The sequence below is a fragment of the Bradyrhizobium sp. LTSPM299 genome, from assembly GCF_000938235.1.
GTDB lineage: Bacteria > Pseudomonadota > Alphaproteobacteria > Rhizobiales > Xanthobacteraceae > Bradyrhizobium.
The window spans coordinates 161,170-177,010 of record NZ_JYMU01000031.1 but is presented as its reverse complement, the minus strand read 5'-3'; the positions used below and the strand labels follow the sequence as shown (position 1 = coordinate 177,010).

Here is a 15,841-nt window from a genome sequence, read left to right as displayed (position 1 = left end):
TCACCATGAACAATGGCTTACTTCGCCATGCTTTCGTGCGCGGCCTTGCTGAGATGCATGCCGCACGCACCCATCTTGCCATTCAGCATCGCGTCCTGGGCGAGCGAGATTTCCTTCTCCGCCGCAAATTTGACTTCAGTGTCAGCCATAGCTTCGACCGCAGCCTCGGTCTTGGTGAGGTTCGGGCCGCTGCAGCCCATGCCCATATGGGCGGCCTGCGCGGGAACGACGGCGTAAGCAACCGCAGCCATGGCGGCTGCGCCGATCAATGTTTTAATCATGGGATTTTCCATCTTTTGTTCTTAGGCAGATGCCAGCGTGATTGCGGAATCTGCAAAACGATTATTCGCTGTTCCTGTCCGCGCTCAGAATGAAATTCGCGCGATGCGAATGTGATCGACGCTGCGCGCAAGTCGCACATGCGTTGCGTCGCATTTTCATTACGCGTTGGTAAGGAATCCATCTGCATCGATAGTTGATGCTGCGGCGCCACTTCGATTTAGTGGAAATTTGTTCGCAGTTGCAGCATTTTACAATGCACCTTGGGCGTTCAGCTGTCCCGACGGCCTACCCGCAGCGCTCGAGCGATGCCGCTTCGACCTCATGCCGGTTCGTTCTGCACGAGCGATACGAATCGCTCTCCTGCTCCGGAGGTAATCTCCGCCACCGCGGCAGCTGAGATCGATGACGCTGCGGCTCGGTCGGTCCAATGGACCAAGACCCCGCGTTCCTCTCTGGCCACAAGTCCATCGACATGTTGGAAACGAATCGGTCGACCATATAGTGAATTTTAAATCATTATTAGAACAAGCTTTGCATGCGAATGACGCATGGAAGACGATCACGGCTGTTGCGTCGTAACGTGACAGTCCGACCTTAATTTCCCGGTCTCCAGTTACCAGCCACAACCTTGAAGAAGATCGGATTGTGTCTATATCAAGCCAATGATATTACGTGGTTTATTGTCTGAATTTGGACGAACTTGGAACCCGCTTCAGGGGGCGTCTTCCGGGCGTGCCAAAACGTTAATCAGATCTTACCTGCGCTATGCGTCTTGAGATTAGCTGCATCGCAATATCGGAACTTCCGCACTGCACCATCTCATCTATATTCAGTTCAACGATGAGGCTCTAGGAAGAGCTGAATCAGAACTACTAGGAGACTTCCAATGCTGCTCTCGCTCATCCGCATGATCCAGGCCTTCCGGGACTATCAGCGCAATGTCAGCGAACTGTCCCAGCTCAGCGATCGCGAATTGGCCGATATTGGCCTTGATCGCTCGGACATTCCGCGCGTTGCAGCCGGCACCTACAACGGCTGATCGCTCGTCGGCCATCTGATCGACGGATAACGCCCGCTCCTGAAGCGGGCGTTGTCGTTTCCGGCTCAGTTTCAGATGCATACGGCATCGAAACGCGCTAACGCTGCGCGATGACACCTCATCTTTCCTCTCAACCCGTGCACATCGTGGGCGCGGGTCTCGCGGGCTCGGAAGCCGCCTGGCAGGTCGCCAATTCCGGCATTCGCGTGGTCCTGCACGAGATGCGCCCGGTCCGGATGACCGAGGCGCACCGGACCGAAGGCTGCGCCGAACTGGTCTGCTCGAACTCCTTTCGCTCCGATGATGCCGCCAACAACGCGGTCGGGCTGCTGCACGCCGAAATGCGGCGCCTGGGCTCGCTGATAATGCGCTCGGCCGATGCCAACCAGGTGCCCGCCGGCGGCGCGCTGGCGGTCGACCGCGACGGCTTCTCGGCCGCCGTCACCAAGGCGCTGCACGACCATCCGCTGATCGAAATCAGCCGCGAGGAGATCGCCGGCCTGCCGCCTGCCGATTGGCACAACGTGATCGTCGCGACCGGCCCCCTCACCTCGACGCCGCTGGCCGATGCAATCAAGCAGCTGACGGATGAGAGCGCGCTGGCGTTCTTCGACGCAATCGCGCCGATCGTGCACCGGGATTCGATCGACATGTCGGTCGCCTGGTTCCAGTCGCGCTATGACAAGGTCGGCCCCGGTGGAACCGGCGCCGACTACATCAACTGCCCGATGACCAAGGAGCAGTATGAGGCCTTCGTCGCGGCGCTGCTCGACGGAGAGAAGGTCGACTTCAAGGACTGGGAGACCAACACACCCTATTTCGACGGCTGCCTGCCGGTCGAGGTGATGGCCGAGCGCGGTCAGGAAACGCTGCGACACGGGCCGATGAAGCCGGTGGGATTGACCAATCCGCACAATCCGACGGTGAAGGCCTATGCGATCGTGCAGCTCCGCCAGGACAACAAGCTCGGCACGCTCTACAACATCGTCGGTTTCCAGACCAAGTTGAAGCATGGTGCTCAGCAACGCGTGTTCCGCACGATCCCCGGGCTCGAGACGGCAGAATTCGCCCGCCTCGGCGGCCTGCACCGCAATACCTTCCTGAATTCGCCAAAGCTGCTCGATGCCCAACTGCGCCTGCGCGCGCAGCCGCGGCTGCGCTTCGCCGGGCAGATGACGGGCTGCGAGGGTTACGTCGAATCCGCCAGCGTCGGTCTGATCGCGGGGCTCTGCGCCGCCGCCGACGCGCGCGGCCTGTCGCTGACACAGCCGCCCGCCACGACCGCGCTGGGCGCGCTGCTCGGCCACATCACCGGCGGTCACATCGAGACGATCGAGGCCGGGCCGCGCTCGTTTCAGCCGATGAACATCAATTTCGGCCTGTTCCCGCCGCTCGCCAGTCCGCCGACCAAGAAACCCGACGGCTCACGGCTGCGCGGCAACGAGAAGACGATTGCCAAGCGGCAGGCGATCAGCGCCCGGGCGCTCGCCGATCTCGACCACTGGATCGCAGAGCACCTGCGCGTCGCGGCCGCGGCCTGACCATCATGAGCTTGCCGAAAGACGACGCTGCCATCCTGTCGGCGCGATGGAGCCAAGGCGCCCTGCTCAAGCGCGATGTGTTCTCGACCGTCGAGCGCGGTCGCTTCCGCGATGAAGATGGCGAGGTCGACGGCGTGCTGCGCCGGCTCGATCAGGTGCCGTTCTGGTCATTCGGAGTTGCGCTGCATCTGTTTTCGCGCGAGCGCCACGCGCTGACGCTCGCGCGCGATCTCGACGTCGGCCCAAAATTGCTCTGGGCCGGCAGGCGCGCGCTGGTGCGCGGCTTCATCGACGGCGCGGCGCTGCATCTGGCTAAGCCGCATGGCGACGTCGCCTATTTCCGCTCGGCCAAATCAGTGCTGCGCAAGCTGCACCGCGCCGGAATCTGCCACAACGATCTCGCCAAGGAACAGAACTGGCTGGTCGGCCGCGATGGCCGCGCCTATGTCACCGATTTCCAGCTCGCCGCCTGCTTCAAAACCCGAAGCCGGCTGTTCCGCATCGCGGCCTATGAGGACCTGCGACATCTGCTGAAGCACAAGCGCAGCTACGCGCCGGACGCGCTGACGCCGAAGGAGCGCAAGGTGCTCGCCAAGAAGTCGGCGTTCGCCAGCATCTGGCTCAAGACCGGTAAGAAGGTCTATCAGGGGATCACACGCGGCATCTTCAATTTCACCGACCGCGAAGGCGGCGGCCGGCGGCTGGTCAACGATGCCCCGGTTCTGGTCGAGCTGATCCGCAGGAACCCTGATGTGCGCGACACCGCGATCGTCGCCTTTGCAGACCGTCGCGTCGGCGTCGGGCTTTACGCCTTCGTCGAGGCGGACCAGGCCGCACTGGAGACGACACTGCGCGGCGAGCTCGCCGCGGCCAAAGGCGTCAAGCCACCCGAACACATCCAGGTCGTCCACGCATTGCCGCGCGATGCGGCCGGCAAACCCCGCACCGAAATCCTGCAGCTTGTCGCCATGAACCAGATCGACCTGCTCGAGCCGATGATGCGCAGCGACGCCGACCGCGAATTCCTCAAGGACATCCTGGAGCAGCGCAAGAATCTGCGCGACCGTTTCAATTTCGAAGTGGCCGAGTTGGACCGTCCGTCACACTAAAGCGCCATGATTGCGTTTTGGAACGGCGACGTCGCGGCTCTCGACAAACGCGCCTCCAGGCTTCAATCTTGCGACCGGGAGCGCGCTCAAGGGACTTAGTTGATGCCACTAACTCGTGGCCGTATCGGGGGATACGATTCCGAACGGATGGCGTTCGGATTCACCATGCTGAACGGCGACCAGACGGTCGAATGCCAGATCAGCGATGCCGCAATGGACGAATTGGCGGGCACGCGGGGAACGCCGAGCATTGCGCGCCAAGGGCAGTTCGTCGCGCTGCGCGACGTCATCGAGCAGATTGCATCCGGCATCTTCGACGGCGGACCGCTGGTCAAGGGTGCGACGATCCGGATTTTCACCAAGCACATTCCGAAGCAGCGGAGCTAGCCGCCGAATTCTTTCGCGCGCGAGGCACGCCACAACGTCCACAGAATACGCAGACGCGATGATGTTTTCGGGAGGAACGGATCGATGTCGGACCGCGTCATCAGGTTCAGTTCGCGCCTGATATATGCGAGCGGCAAAAAGATCGGCCTCACCTCGGACGGGACGTCCGCAAGCAGCGTGAAGGCCGTCTTGAGGTGCTCTTGCGCCTCACCCGTGAGTTGATCGATGGCGGCACGGATATTCGGTGTCAGCTTGCCGGCAAACACCTCTTCCTTACTGCTGCCGTGCTGCTGAAGGAGTTGCAGCGGCAGGAAGAGCTGCTGCCGCGAGGCATCCCGCCCAAGCGTCGCAATCACCCGCGCCATCCCCTGCGCCAGGCCGGCATGTCGCGCCACGTGCTCGATCTCCTCCGACGAACGCGCCACCACCCGCGCGGCAAGCGAGAACAGCGCGGAAGCCGTGTCGTTGAGGTAGCCCTCGAGCGCAGCCATCGACGGCATCGGATCATTGTACAGATCGAACTGGTGTTCCTCGATCAAGCGCGACAGCGTCTCGGCCGGCAGGCGGTGCTTGCTGATCGTCTGCAGCAGTTCTGCCGCGACCGGATTGCCTTCGACGCTGCCGTGCCCAGCCCCGGCCAGCATGTCGGTCCACCATTGCAGCCGCAGCTCGCCGGGCAGCGGCTGGCTGACCTGCTCATGGACCCGAGAGATCTCGACATTGAAGGCATAGATCGACAGCAGCGCGCGGCGTTCCGGGCCAGGCATGAACAGGGTCGAGGCGTAGCGCAGGAAGTCGTGGGTCCGCACCAGATCGGCGCAGAAGACCGCGCCATCCTTCGGCGCATCCTTGATGCTCATGGCACCGCGATCAGCGCCGCCGCAACGCGCCGCCGCTCTCCCAACATGACGTTATAGGTGCGGATCGCAGGGCCGGTCTGCATCGGATCCAGCACCACCTTCACCGCCCGCAAGGCCTCCCGTAGCGCTCTCGGCGGCACCCAGACCTCGGTACCGGTGCCGACGATCAGCGTGTCGATTGCATTCGTGGCCGCGAATACCCGTTCCAGTGAATATTGGTCGATCTCTTGCGGCCTCGTCACCGACCAGGCCCAGATCGCATCCGGCAGGCACAGCAGCGAGCCGCGATGCGACATATCGGCAAACGCGAAGCCTCCCTTGCCGTAGGCTTCGATCGGCGCCGACCTCGGAAGATGGGGAGCGTCCGAGGGATTGGACATGGTCGACTACTTCTTGGCTGCCGCGTCCGGCTTCTTGGCGGACGCTTCCTGTGCCTCGCCCCGGGTGGTGTGAACGCCGAGATAGATCAGGATCGGCGCCGCGATGAAGATCGAGGTGTAAGTGCCGACCAGCACCACGCCGAACATCATCACCGCGGTGAAGCTGTGGATCGCGTTGCCGCCAAACAAGAGCAGCGCCAGCAGCGCCAGCGTCACGGTGACGTGGGTGATGATCGAGCGCGACAGCGTCGAGTTGATTGATTCGTTCAGCAGCTGCGGCATCGGCATCTTCTTGTAACGCCGCAGCATTTCACGGATACGATCGTAGATGACGACGGTATCGTTGAGCGAATAGCCGAGAATCGTCAGCAGCGCCGCGATACTGGTCAGATCGAAATCCACCTGCGTGACCGACATGAAGCCAATCGTCAGCACGATGTCGTGGACATTGGCGATCATCGCGCCGAGCGCGAACTGCCACTCGAAGCGGAACCAGAGATAGATCAGGATCGACACGATCGCGAGCATCAAGCCGATCATGCCGTAGGCGAGCAATTCGCCGGAAACGCGCGGGCCGACTACCTCGACACGGCGATAGTCGACGGACTCACCGAGCGCGCCGCGGACCTTGCCTACGGCGTCCTGCTGCGCCTTATCGCCGCCGGGCTGTTCGGCAACGCGGATCAGCACTTCAGACGGACCGCCGAATTGCTGCAATTGGACGTCGCCGAGGCCGAGGCCGTTCAGGGTCGTACGCATCGCAGCGATATCGGCGGTACCGGACTTGGCCCGCACTTCCAGGAGCGTTCCGCCCTTGAAGTCGATGCCGAAATTCAGGCCGTGGGTGAAGAACAGCGTGATCGCGACGATCGAGAGCAACGCCGAGATCGGGAAGCTGATGCGGCGGAAGCGGGTGAAGTCGAAATGCGTATCGTCGGGCACGAGGCGCAGCGACGGCAGCAGGCCGAACACCGAGACCACGGTTAACACGGCAATCAGGATGCCCAGGCCGATGAGAACGAGATGAGTCACAATGGGCCTCTCAGATCGGCACGGTTTGCGGCCGCTTCCAGCGCACCCACCCGGCGACGATCAAGCGCGTCATGGTGAAGGCAGTGAACACCGTGGTGATGATGCCGATGCCGAGCGTCACGGCGAACCCGCGCACCGGACCGGTGCCGATATAGAACAGCACCGCGGCAGCGATGAAGGTGGTGATATTGGAGTCGAGAATGGTCGCCAGCGCCCGCTTGAAGCCGGCGTCGATCGCCGAGATCGCATTGCGGCCGCCACGCAGTTCCTCGCGGATACGCTCGTAGATCAGCACGTTGGAGTCGACCGCGATACCGACCGTCAGCACGATGCCGGCGATGCCGGGCAGCGTCAGCGTGGCATTGAGCAGCGACAACAGGCCGAAGATCATCGCAACGTTGATCGCAACAGCGATGTTGGCGAACACGCCGAACAGGCGGTAAGTGATCAGCATGAACACGATGACCAGGATCGAGCCGACATAGGCGGCGAGTTCGCCCTTCGCGATCGAGTCCTGGCCGAGGCCGGGACCGACCGTGCGCTCTTCGACGACCGTCAACGGTGCCGGCAGTGCGCCGGCGCGCATCAGAATCGCCAGATCGTTGGCAGACTGCACGTTAAAGCTGCCGGAAATCTGCCCCTGTCCCCCAGTGATCGGCTCGCGGATGACCGGCGCGGAGAGCACCTTGCCGTCGAGCACGATAGCGAAGGGCTGGCCGACATTCTCGCTCGTCGCCTGGGCGAATTTGCGCGCGCCGGCCGAGTTGAATTTGAAGCTCACGATCGCCTCACCGGTGCGCTGGTCGAAACCGGGCTGCGCGTCGGACAACTCGCTGCCGGAAACCAGAACCTGCTTCTTGACGACGGTGGGAGGATTGGGCGGCGACGCGCTCGGAAGCAGCTCGGAATCCGGTGGCACCGCGCCTTGCAGGGCCTGGTCGGACGATACCGTGGTATCGACCATCCGGAATTCCATTTTCGCCGTCTTGCCGAGCAGTTCCTTCAACCGCGTCGGGTCCTGGAGACCGGGGACCTGCACCAGGATACGGTCCGTGCCCTGCCGCTGGATCAACGGCTCGACGGTGCCGAGTTCGTTGACGCGTTTTTCGACGATCTGGATGGATTGCTCGATCGTCTTGCGCAGGCGATCAAGCGTCGCCGCCGGTGGCACGCTCAGGCGGATCACCCCGCCGCTGGCGTCCGCGACATCGAGGTCACGTTGTCCGCTCGATCCCATGAGCCCGCCGATCGGTTGCGCGAGGTCGCGCAGCTTGGACAGCGCCTGCGCCACGTCCGCGTCCTTGGAGATGCGAACCTCAACGGCATCGTTGCGTGTTGTAAGGCCGGTGTAGACGATCTTGGCCTCGCGCAGCACACGCCGCACGTCGTCGCGAATCGCCTCCAGCCTTTCCTTCTTCACATAATTCGAGTCGACTTCGAGCAGCAGATAGGAGCCACCCTGCAAATCGAGGCCAAGCACCATGCGCCGCTGCGCCCAGGCGGGCCAGCTCTTGACCTGCGCTTCCGGGAAGAAGTTCGGAACGGCGCACAGGCAGACCACCAGCGCCGTCAGAACGATCGCCAGCACCTTCCACCGCGTGAAATACAGCATCGAGTTACCTGTCAGATTCCCAAAAAGGCGGCGCGGCGATCAGTTCGCGGACGCCTCGTCCTTGGCATCGCCCTTCGCCGGCTCGCCCTTGGCGCGCACGCCCGAAATCATCTGCCGCATCTGCCGCACGCGGACGCCGTCCGAAATCTCGAACTCGATCTGGTCGTCGTCGACGACCTTGGTGACCTTGCCGACCAGGCCACCGGTGGTGACAACGGTGTCGCCGCGACGGATGTTCTTCACCAGTTCGGCGTGATCCTTCACCTTCTTCTGCTGCGGACGTAGAATCAGGAAGTACATGATGACGAAGATCAGTGCGAACGGCAGCAACGACATCAACATGCTGTTGGCATCGCCGCCGGCTCCAGCCTGGGCAAACGCAGGAGTAATCAGCATTCGAACAATCCTCGGGTAAGACGGGGAAGAACCGGCAGTGCCTGGGTGGCCCCTCAGGCGGTATGGCGGTCCGGACAAATTCGCGCGGACTATAGCGGCCGCGGTCCCAATTGCAACGTTAACGGACCCTCATTTAGGGCGCTTGCGGGAGGAGCGCCAGCCCGATAAGGCTGCGCCGTCAGGAACCGGAAAAATGCCGAAAAAAGCCAAGAAGAAAGCCAAGAAGAAAGCTGAGAAAACCGCCAGCAAAACCGCGTCCAAAGCAGCCGCCAAGACGCCGGCCAAGGCCGCGACAAAACGACCGGCGAAGGCACTCGACCGCGATACCGCCGAGCGGATCGCGGCCGCCCTGGAGACCATCGCCAGCAAGCTTGCAGCCGCCTCCCCGGCCCCGAATCCTGCCAAGTCGTTCGACGCGGCCGACGCCTTTGTCTGGCATCCGGATGGGCGCCTCGCACCCGTTCCGCACGTCAGCCGCGTCGAGATCGGCCTGCTCAAAGGCGTCGACCGGATGCGCGACATCCTGATGGAGAACACCGAGCGCTTCACCAATGGCCTTCCCGCCAACAACGCACTGCTTTGGGGCGCGCGCGGCATGGGCAAGTCATCGTTGGTAAAGGCCGCTCACGCCAGCATCAATGTCGACCGCAAGCCGGCCGATCGGCTGAAGCTGATCGAGATCCACCGCGAGGACATCGAGAGCCTGCCCGGCCTGATGGAGCTTTTGCGCAGCTCCTCATTCCGCTTCATCGTGTTCTGCGACGACCTCTCCTTCGACGGCAACGACGCGTCCTACAAATCGTTGAAGGCCGTGTTGGAAGGCGGCATCGAGGGGCGCCCCGACAACGTCATCCTCTATGCGACATCGAATCGGCGGCATCTGCTGGCGCGCGAGATGATCGAGAACGAGCGCTCGACCGCGATCAATCCCGGCGAAGCTGTCGAGGAAAAGGTCTCGCTGTCAGATCGCTTCGGCCTCTGGCTCGGCTTCCATCGCTGCAGCCAGGACGAATATCTGGCAATGGTAAAGGGCTATTGCGACCATTTCGGCATCAAGCTTGCCGACGAAGCACTCGAGCGCGAGGCGCTGGAATGGTCGACCACCCGCGGCTCCCGCTCCGGCCGCGTCGCCTGGCAATTCACGCAGGAACTGGCGGGCCGGCTCGGCGTGCGGCTGGGCGGGAAGTAGTTCCGTGAGCGGAAAGTAGCCTGACCTGCTTCCAAACCCACGATTGTCATCCTCCGCGAAAGCGGAGGATCCAGTACGCCGAGGCATCTCGGTTCAAATGAAGGTCTCTGGAAACTGGGTCGTCCGAACGAGCCGGACGACGACAGCCTTGAACTCACGCGCCGTTGAGGAATTGCAGCGGATCAAGCGGCGACGAGCCCTTGCGGATCTCGAAGTGGAGCTGCGGCGAGCCGACCTCGCCTGATTGACCCGACTTGGCGATCACCTGGCCACGCTTGATGGTGTCGCCACGCTTCACCAACAGCTCACTCGTATGGGCATAAGCGGTGACATAGCCGTTGGGGTGGCGAACCAGCACGAGGTTGCCGTAGCCCTTCAGCTCGTTACCCGAATAGGCGACGACGCCGTCTTCGGCAGCTTTCACCGGCGTGCCCTCGGGCACCGCGACATTGATGCCGTCATTGACCTTGCCGTTGGTCTTGGAGCCGTAGGCGGTGATGACCTTGCCGCGCACCGGCCAACGGAAGGTCGGCAGCGCGCCGGTTGCATCGCCCGACTTGACCGCCGGCGTATCCGCCGCGGCAGCCACAGGCTGTTCGACGCTCGCGGTCGGCTGGACCAACCGCGCGCTCTGCTGCGGCAGCGCAGTTGCGACCACCTTCGGGGTGGGTGCTGCCGCCACAGCGGCGGACGCAGGGGCAACAGCCGGCGCAACCGCGGCGGCTTTCGCGCCGGGCACAGTGAGCTTCATGCCAAGGCTGAGCTTGGCCGACGGTTCGAGATTGTTGGCGTGAGCGAGCTCGGCCACGGAGATGTGGTGCTGGTGCGCGATGCTGTGCAGCGTGTCGCCGCGATTGACAAAGTGGACACCAGGAGGAGCGACAGGCGCGGCGGCCACGGCAACCGGCTTGACGACCGGCGCCGCCACCGCGGGAGCGGCGGCCGTTGCGGTCGGGCGAGGAATGATCAGCTGCTGCCCCGGCGAGAGCGCGCGCGGCCCCTTGTAACCGTTGGCGCGCAGGATATCGGCCGTCGACACGTTGTAGCGCCTGGACAGCAATTCCAGCGTATCGCTGGTACCGACGATGATGGTGGTGCCGCTGCGGGCCGCGGCGACCGAATGCGGAACGGTGCCGGTGGATTCAAGCTGCGGGCGCGCCGGCGGCGGCGCGTAGGACGCAAGCCCGCGCCCTCCTCCGGAGACACCGCCACCCGAGACCGGATAGGACTGCGGCGCCGATACCGGCGGCGGCAACGGCTGCGATTGATACTGCGGGTTCTGCGAATATTGCTGCTGCGGCCGCGCATATTGCGGCAGCTCACGACGCTCCGGCGGCTGCTGCACCGCACCAGTCGGCTGCGGATCAAGCGCGAACGGATTCTGCGAGTAGGAATTTTGGGAGAAGCGCGACGACATATCGCCGCTGCAGCCGGCAAAGGCCACGGACATCAGCGCCAGCACCGCCACTTGCGGCACGCGACGCGAGCAAAGCAACTCGACAATACCTGACATGGTTACTCACTCGTACGCAACAAAAGACCGTTTTGAGTAAACACGTGTCGAGTAAATAAGCGCTTAACCCTGGGAATAAGACGTTGGCGGCAAGCCGCAATCCGCGATCCTAAAGCTCGCGCGCAATCCCTGGCAGCGCCGGCACGAAGCGCACATCGACCAAATTCTTGCGCTCGAATCCGCTCTCGGTCCTGACCACGCGGACGAGCGTCTGGGCGCCCTGATGCGGCCCGACCGGCGCAATCAGAACACCGCCCGGCTCAAGCCGCTGCGTAAGCTTGTCCGGTATCTGTTCCATCGCCGCAGTGACGATGATGCGATCGAAATCGCCAGCACCGGCCGGCACATCGTAGCCGTCCCCGAGCAACACCTCGACATTGAAATAGCCGAGCTTTTCAAGCCGCTTGCTGGCGCTGTCGGCGAGCGTCCGGTAGCGCTCGATGGTCAGCACCTGCTTGCACAGCCGGGACAGGATCGCGGCCTGATAGCCGGAGCCGGTCCCGATCTCGAGCACGCGGTGCCCCTTCTGCAGCTGCAACTGCTCCGTCATGTAGGCGACCACGAAAGGCTGGCTGATGGTCTGCCCGCAGGCAATCGGTAGCGCGCTATCGCGATAGGCATAAGCGCGGTCATGCGCCTCGACGAAAACCTCGCGCGGCACCTCCTCCATGGTCCGCAGCACGGCCTGGTCGCTGATCCCCCGCCGCCGCAGGGCGAGCTGAAACATCATTTTCTCGGGCGGATCTGGGTTCACGGCCATGCTCATCAGCGTCTCTGGAGCGTTTTCGAGCGAAGTGGATTCGCAAATACAGGTTTCTCAGGCAGCTTCATGCCACTTGAATTCGCAATGTCGCGTTAAGGAAAAATTTCCCGTCAGTCTTGTTCCTGACTTGGAACCCGGAGCCCTGTTTCTCGTTGCCGCCGGGGCGACCGCCCTCATATCATCGGGTGCGGCGCGCGATCAAAAGCACCGAGCACGACATCGGCCCGGGGCCCGGGCTGGCATGGAGACCGCGACTGGCTGTCGAGCAGAACCTAGCTCAACGAGGCCCACTCGGCGATAGAACGATTCGCGGTTGCGCGCTTGGGAATGCGGCAATTCCCCAACGTTTGCATTGCGCCCCTTGGTGTTATTTGCGAGCTTGGTTCCGGGACGGGCAAGGATTCCATCATGCTAGCGACACGGCCGGCGGGCTGTTCAGTTTTCCTCGTGGAAGACGAGGTCATGATCCGGATGATGGTCGCCGACATGCTGGAAGAGCTCGGCCACAGCGTCGCAGCCGAAGCCGGCGAAATCGGCGAAGCGGTCAAGCTCGCGCAATCCACCGATTTCGACCTCGCGATCCTGGACGTCAATGTCAACGGCAAGGTGATCACCCCGGTCGCCGAGCTGATCAACGCGCGCAACCGCCCCTTCATTTTCGCGACCGGCTACGGCTCCTCCGGCCTGCCTCCGGAATATCGCGACCGTCCGGCGTTGCAGAAGCCGTTCCAGCTGGAAACGCTAGCGCAGGTGATTGCCAGCGTGATGAAGCGCGCGCCGGTTTAGCCGTTACTTCAGCGTCGCGGTCAGCGTTTCGGAAAACACCTCATCGGTCCGGTCGAGCCGCAACGGCGTCACCGAGACGTAGCGCGCGGCGAGCGCTGCGAGATCGGTGCCCTCCGCCGGCGTATCCAGCATCGCGGCGCGCTCGAAGCCTATCCAGAAATACGGATTGCCGCGGCCGTCGTGGCGGCGGTCGATCTTCAGGAAGCCGAGATTGCGCTTGCCCTGCCGCGTGACCCGGATGCCCTTGACCTCGTCCGGCATGCAGGACGGGAAGTTGACGTTGACGACCGTGTTCTTCGGGATGCCGGCATCGAGCGCCTTGCGCAGGATGTCGGGGCCGAATTTCAGCGCCGTCTCCCATAGCGGCTTGTCGCGCGTCTCCAGGCTGAATTCCTGGGAGAGCGCAAACGACGGGAAGCCCAAGATCGTGCCTTCCAGCGCGCCGGCGATGGTGCCGGAATAGACGACGTCCTCGGCGACATTGCGGCCCTTGTTGACGCCGCTCAACACGAGATCTGGCAACTTCTCGCCGAGGATGTGACGCGCGCCCATGATCACGCAGTCGGTCGGCGTGCCACGCACCGCAAAATGCCGCGGGCCGACCTCGCGCAGGCGCAACGGATCATTCAGCGACAGCGAATGCGAGACGCCCGACTGGTCGAGCTCCGGGGCGACGATCCAGACGTCATCGGACAAGGCCCGCGCGATCTGCTCGACGACCTTCAGGCCGGGAGCGTGGATGCCGTCATCATTGGTGCAGAGAATTCGCATCCGTCAAAGTGCCTTTTGTTCTGGTTCGGCGCGGTTTCGACGCGGTTTTCTTGGGGCTCGCAAGCCGTCTTAACCGGCTAGGGGCGCGGAGGCAAACCCGGCAGATCTCCGCGCCAGCGCGTCAACCTGGCGCGCCACGGCTGGACGAATCTGCCTTTGCCGGCGATCTTGTGGCCGACCACCGGCCAGGTCGGCTGTGGCCGCACGAAGGGGGCTGGATCGGCCGGCTTAACCACTGGTGTCGCAGGTGGCGGCGGCTTGGGCGGCTCAGATTCGACCAATGCGGGCTTTGCCGGTTCGGATTCGGGCGGAGCGGCTATAGCTGCCTCGGCCGGCTTTGCTATTGGCACGACCTCGGCCGACTTCGACTTCAGCTTTGCCAGCAACTCCTCGAGCGCGGGCACCGCCAATGGCTCGAGAGCACGCTTCACAGGTGGCACCGCGCTGGCTATGGCCGCAGTCGCCTCCGGCTCAAGCGGCACGGGCGTACCTGGAGGTGCGGCATCGAAAAACCGCGCCCGCGCCAGTTCGAGCGCCTTGTCAAAGTCCGGCCTGTCGATCCACGCCTTGCCCTGCATCGACTGGATCAGGCCGGCTTCCCACAATCTGGAAACCGCGATGTCGTAATAGCCCATCTGCTTCTGATTGATCAGTTGCAGCCCGTGACCCGTGACGGCCCATTGCCGACCAAGCCAGTGGATGTCACGGTGGAGTGGCATCACACTGGCCCCGCCTTACATGCCGTGCTCGATGACCTTGAGCCCGCCCATATAGGGCTGCAGCACATCGGGCACCGCGATCGAACCATCCTGTTGCTGATAGGTCTCCATGACCGCGATCAAGGCGCGTCCGACCGCCGTGCCGGAGCCGTTCAGCGTGTGCACGAAACGCGGCTTGCCGTCGGGACCGCGATAGCGCGCGTCCATGCGGCGCGCCTGGAAATCACCGCACACCGAGCAGCTCGAGATCTCGCGATAGGCGCCGCCATCGCCCTGCCCAGGCATCCAGACCTCGATGTCGTAGGTCTTCTGCGCCGAGAAGCCCATATCACCGGCGCACAGCGTCATGACGCGGTAGTGCAAATCGAGGCGGCGCAGCACCTCCTCGGCGCAGGCTAGCATCCGCTCATGCTCGTCCTTGCTGGTCTCTGGCGTCGTGATCGAGACGAGCTCGACCTTGGTAAATTGATGCTGGCGGATCATGCCACGGGTGTCGCGGCCGGCGGCGCCCGCCTCGGCGCGGAAGCACGGCGTCAGCGCCGTGAGCCGCATCGGCAGCTCCTTGTCGTCGAGAATGGATTCGCGCGCGAGATTGGTCAGCGAGACCTCGGCGGTCGGAATGAGACCGAGGCGTTCGCTGCGCAGATCGCCATTGGGCGCGGCGAGTAATTCGCCCTTGATCGCCCAGAACTGGTCGTCCTCGAACTTCGGCAATTGTCCGGTGCCGAACATCGCGGCATCGCGCACCAGGAGCGGTGGATTGATCTCGGTGTAGCCGTGCTCGTTGGTGTGCAGATCGAGCATGAATTGCCCGATCGCGCGCTCGAGCCGCGCCAGGCCTCTCTTCAGCACAACGAAGCGCGCGCCGGACAGTTTCGCCGCCGCCTCGAAATCCATGTCGCCGAGCGCGGTGCCGAGATCGTCATGTGGCTTGGGCACGAAGCCGTAGTCGCGCTTCTTGCCGAAGACGTGACGCTGGACATTGCCATGCTCGTCGGTGCCAGCAGGCACTTCATCGAGCGGCAGATTTGGAATCGCGGCCAATTCCTTCGTCAGCTCCTCGTCGGCCGTTTTCGCGGTCGTCTCAAGCTGCGGCATCGTGGTCTTCAGCTCGGCAACTTCAGCCATCAGCTTCGCCGAACGCGCCTCGTCCTTGGCCTTCTTGGCGTCGCCGATTTCCTTCGACGCCGCATTGCGGCGCGCCTGCGCCTGCTCGGACGCCAGGATCGCGGCACGGCGCCGCTCGTCGATCGCGAGCAGCGACGGCGACAAGGCCTCGAGTCCGCGGCGCTTCAGGCCGGCGTCGAAGGCTGTCGGGTTGTCGCGGATCGCTTTGATGTCGTGCATGGCGGTCGGGGTCCTAACGTCGCTCTTGCAGATAGCGTTGTATGTCAACGTTTTGCAGCGGGCCTCCACTAGCACAACTGTCATCGCCCGCGAAGGCGGGCGATCCAGTATTCCA

General features: G+C 63.3%; 17 protein-coding genes. 6 read left to right on the top strand and 11 right to left on the bottom strand.

Annotated elements, in window-relative coordinates; translation table 11 throughout:
- Nucleotides 1–17: 17 nt before the first annotated feature.
- The gene (locus UP10_RS18330; RefSeq protein WP_245321779.1) at nt 18–281 is read right to left on the bottom strand and encodes a hypothetical protein; all 264 of its coding nucleotides are present in this window, start codon (nt 279–281) and stop codon (nt 18–20) included.
- Between the two features lie 887 nt (nt 282–1,168).
- Between UP10_RS18330 and UP10_RS43140 the strand changes: the two genes are divergently transcribed.
- From UP10_RS43140 to UP10_RS18315, 4 genes are all read left to right on the top strand, one after another.
- Nucleotides 1,169–1,321 carry a DUF1127 domain-containing protein gene (locus tag UP10_RS43140; RefSeq protein ID WP_016846063.1) on the top strand — a complete coding sequence of 51 codons (153 nt, stop codon included), beginning with the start codon at nt 1,169–1,171 and terminating at the stop codon, nt 1,319–1,321.
- A 110-nt stretch (nt 1,322–1,431) separates the two neighbouring features.
- On the top strand, nt 1,432–2,862 hold the full coding sequence (trmFO, locus tag UP10_RS18325) for a methylenetetrahydrofolate--tRNA-(uracil(54)-C(5))-methyltransferase (FADH(2)-oxidizing) TrmFO (protein WP_044588684.1): 1,431 nt from the start codon (nt 1,432–1,434) through the stop codon (nt 2,860–2,862).
- 5 nt (nt 2,863–2,867) lie between these two features.
- A complete protein-coding gene (locus UP10_RS18320) occupies nt 2,868–3,971 on the top strand; it encodes a serine/threonine protein kinase (RefSeq protein ID WP_044588683.1) in 1,104 nt (367 codons plus the stop codon).
- A gap of 102 nt (nt 3,972–4,073) precedes the next feature.
- A complete protein-coding gene (locus UP10_RS18315) occupies nt 4,074–4,358 on the top strand; it encodes a DUF1488 family protein (RefSeq protein ID WP_044588682.1) in 285 nt (94 codons plus the stop codon).
- Here the strand turns inward: UP10_RS18315 and UP10_RS18310 are convergent.
- Genes UP10_RS18310 through yajC form a run of 5 tightly spaced genes read right to left on the bottom strand, consistent with a single transcriptional unit; the run spans nt 4,355 to nt 8,638 of the window.
- Nucleotides 4,355–5,218, bottom strand: coding sequence for a phytoene/squalene synthase family protein (locus tag UP10_RS18310; RefSeq protein WP_044588681.1), 864 nt, complete (start codon nt 5,216–5,218; stop codon nt 4,355–4,357). The genes UP10_RS18315 and UP10_RS18310 overlap by 4 nt on opposite strands.
- The gene (locus tag UP10_RS18305) at nt 5,215–5,598 is read right to left on the bottom strand and encodes an Mth938-like domain-containing protein (RefSeq protein WP_044588680.1); all 384 of its coding nucleotides are present in this window, start codon (nt 5,596–5,598) and stop codon (nt 5,215–5,217) included. The genes UP10_RS18310 and UP10_RS18305 overlap by 4 nt, the downstream gene beginning before the upstream one ends.
- Nucleotides 5,599–5,604: 6 nt before the next feature.
- A complete protein-coding gene (gene secF, locus UP10_RS18300) occupies nt 5,605–6,630 on the bottom strand; it encodes a protein translocase subunit SecF (RefSeq protein ID WP_044542272.1) in 1,026 nt (341 codons plus the stop codon).
- 10 nt (nt 6,631–6,640) lie between these two features.
- On the bottom strand, nt 6,641–8,242 hold the full coding sequence (gene secD, locus UP10_RS18295) for a protein translocase subunit SecD (protein WP_044588679.1): 1,602 nt from the start codon (nt 8,240–8,242) through the stop codon (nt 6,641–6,643).
- 39 nt (nt 8,243–8,281) lie between these two features.
- Nucleotides 8,282–8,638, bottom strand: coding sequence for a preprotein translocase subunit YajC (gene yajC / locus UP10_RS18290; protein WP_044588678.1), 357 nt, complete (start codon nt 8,636–8,638; stop codon nt 8,282–8,284).
- A gap of 193 nt (nt 8,639–8,831) precedes the next feature.
- Here yajC and UP10_RS18285 point away from each other — a divergent pair, with 193 nt between their 5' ends.
- Nucleotides 8,832–9,827, top strand: a complete 996-nt coding sequence (locus tag UP10_RS18285; protein ID WP_044588776.1) for an ATP-binding protein — start codon at nt 8,832–8,834, stop codon at nt 9,825–9,827.
- Nucleotides 9,828–9,981: 154 nt separating this feature from the next.
- Here UP10_RS18285 and UP10_RS18280 read toward each other — a convergent pair whose 3' ends face one another.
- Both UP10_RS18280 and UP10_RS18275 read right to left on the bottom strand, forming a co-directional pair.
- Nucleotides 9,982–11,340: a LysM peptidoglycan-binding domain-containing M23 family metallopeptidase gene (locus tag UP10_RS18280; RefSeq protein ID WP_044588677.1), complete on the bottom strand. Its 1,359-nt coding sequence runs from the start codon at nt 11,338–11,340 to the stop codon at nt 9,982–9,984.
- Between the two features lie 109 nt (nt 11,341–11,449).
- Nucleotides 11,450–12,106 (bottom strand): protein-L-isoaspartate(D-aspartate) O-methyltransferase, encoded by a 657-nt coding sequence (locus UP10_RS18275; protein ID WP_044588676.1) that lies wholly within the window; start codon nt 12,104–12,106, stop codon nt 11,450–11,452.
- A 405-nt stretch (nt 12,107–12,511) separates the two neighbouring features.
- Here UP10_RS18275 and UP10_RS18270 point away from each other — a divergent pair, with 405 nt between their 5' ends.
- Nucleotides 12,512–12,889 (top strand): response regulator, encoded by a 378-nt coding sequence (locus UP10_RS18270; protein WP_082070363.1) that lies wholly within the window; start codon nt 12,512–12,514, stop codon nt 12,887–12,889.
- A gap of 3 nt (nt 12,890–12,892) precedes the next feature.
- Here the strand turns inward: UP10_RS18270 and surE are convergent, their stop codons facing one another.
- The 3 genes from surE to serS all read right to left on the bottom strand — a co-directional run bounded on the left by surE (nt 12,893) and on the right by serS (nt 15,726).
- Nucleotides 12,893–13,660, bottom strand: a complete 768-nt coding sequence (gene surE, locus UP10_RS18265; protein WP_044588675.1) for a 5'/3'-nucleotidase SurE — start codon at nt 13,658–13,660, stop codon at nt 12,893–12,895.
- A gap of 77 nt (nt 13,661–13,737) precedes the next feature.
- Complete coding sequence (locus UP10_RS42130) at nt 13,738–14,379, bottom strand: hypothetical protein (protein WP_050043729.1); 642 nt, start codon at nt 14,377–14,379, stop codon at nt 13,738–13,740.
- Between the two features lie 15 nt (nt 14,380–14,394).
- Nucleotides 14,395–15,726: a serine--tRNA ligase gene (gene serS, locus UP10_RS18255; RefSeq protein ID WP_044588674.1), complete on the bottom strand. Its 1,332-nt coding sequence runs from the start codon at nt 15,724–15,726 to the stop codon at nt 14,395–14,397.
- Between the last annotated feature and the right edge of the window lie 115 nt (nt 15,727–15,841).

What these genes read in the sequence shown, in the direction of transcription:
- surE (WP_044588675.1), bottom strand. Translation starts at nt 13,660, where the DNA reads ATGCGAATTCTCTGCACCAATGATGACGGCATCCACGCTCCCGGCCTG.
- UP10_RS42130 (WP_050043729.1), bottom strand. Translation starts at nt 14,379, where the DNA reads ATGCCACTCCACCGTGACATCCACTGGCTTGGTCGGCAATGGGCCGTC.
- UP10_RS18275 (WP_044588676.1), bottom strand. Translation starts at nt 12,106, where the DNA reads ATGAGCATGGCCGTGAACCCAGATCCGCCCGAGAAAATGATGTTTCAG.
- UP10_RS18315 (WP_044588682.1), top strand. Translation starts at nt 4,074, where the DNA reads ATGCCACTAACTCGTGGCCGTATCGGGGGATACGATTCCGAACGGATG.
- UP10_RS43140 (WP_016846063.1), top strand. Translation starts at nt 1,169, where the DNA reads ATGCTGCTCTCGCTCATCCGCATGATCCAGGCCTTCCGGGACTATCAG.
- serS (WP_044588674.1), bottom strand. Translation starts at nt 15,726, where the DNA reads ATGCACGACATCAAAGCGATCCGCGACAACCCGACAGCCTTCGACGCC.
- yajC (WP_044588678.1), bottom strand. Translation starts at nt 8,638, where the DNA reads ATGCTGATTACTCCTGCGTTTGCCCAGGCTGGAGCCGGCGGCGATGCC.
- trmFO (WP_044588684.1), top strand. Translation starts at nt 1,432, where the DNA reads ATGACACCTCATCTTTCCTCTCAACCCGTGCACATCGTGGGCGCGGGT.
- UP10_RS18270 (WP_082070363.1), top strand. Translation starts at nt 12,512, where the DNA reads ATGCTAGCGACACGGCCGGCGGGCTGTTCAGTTTTCCTCGTGGAAGAC.
- UP10_RS18285 (WP_044588776.1), top strand. Translation starts at nt 8,832, where the DNA reads ATGCCGAAAAAAGCCAAGAAGAAAGCCAAGAAGAAAGCTGAGAAAACC.
- UP10_RS18330 (WP_245321779.1), bottom strand. Translation starts at nt 281, where the DNA reads ATGATTAAAACATTGATCGGCGCAGCCGCCATGGCTGCGGTTGCTTAC.
- UP10_RS18320 (WP_044588683.1), top strand. Translation starts at nt 2,868, where the DNA reads ATGAGCTTGCCGAAAGACGACGCTGCCATCCTGTCGGCGCGATGGAGC.
- secD (WP_044588679.1), bottom strand. Translation starts at nt 8,242, where the DNA reads ATGCTGTATTTCACGCGGTGGAAGGTGCTGGCGATCGTTCTGACGGCG.
- UP10_RS18305 (WP_044588680.1), bottom strand. Translation starts at nt 5,598, where the DNA reads ATGTCCAATCCCTCGGACGCTCCCCATCTTCCGAGGTCGGCGCCGATC.
- UP10_RS18310 (WP_044588681.1), bottom strand. Translation starts at nt 5,218, where the DNA reads ATGAGCATCAAGGATGCGCCGAAGGATGGCGCGGTCTTCTGCGCCGAT.
- UP10_RS18280 (WP_044588677.1), bottom strand. Translation starts at nt 11,340, where the DNA reads ATGTCAGGTATTGTCGAGTTGCTTTGCTCGCGTCGCGTGCCGCAAGTG.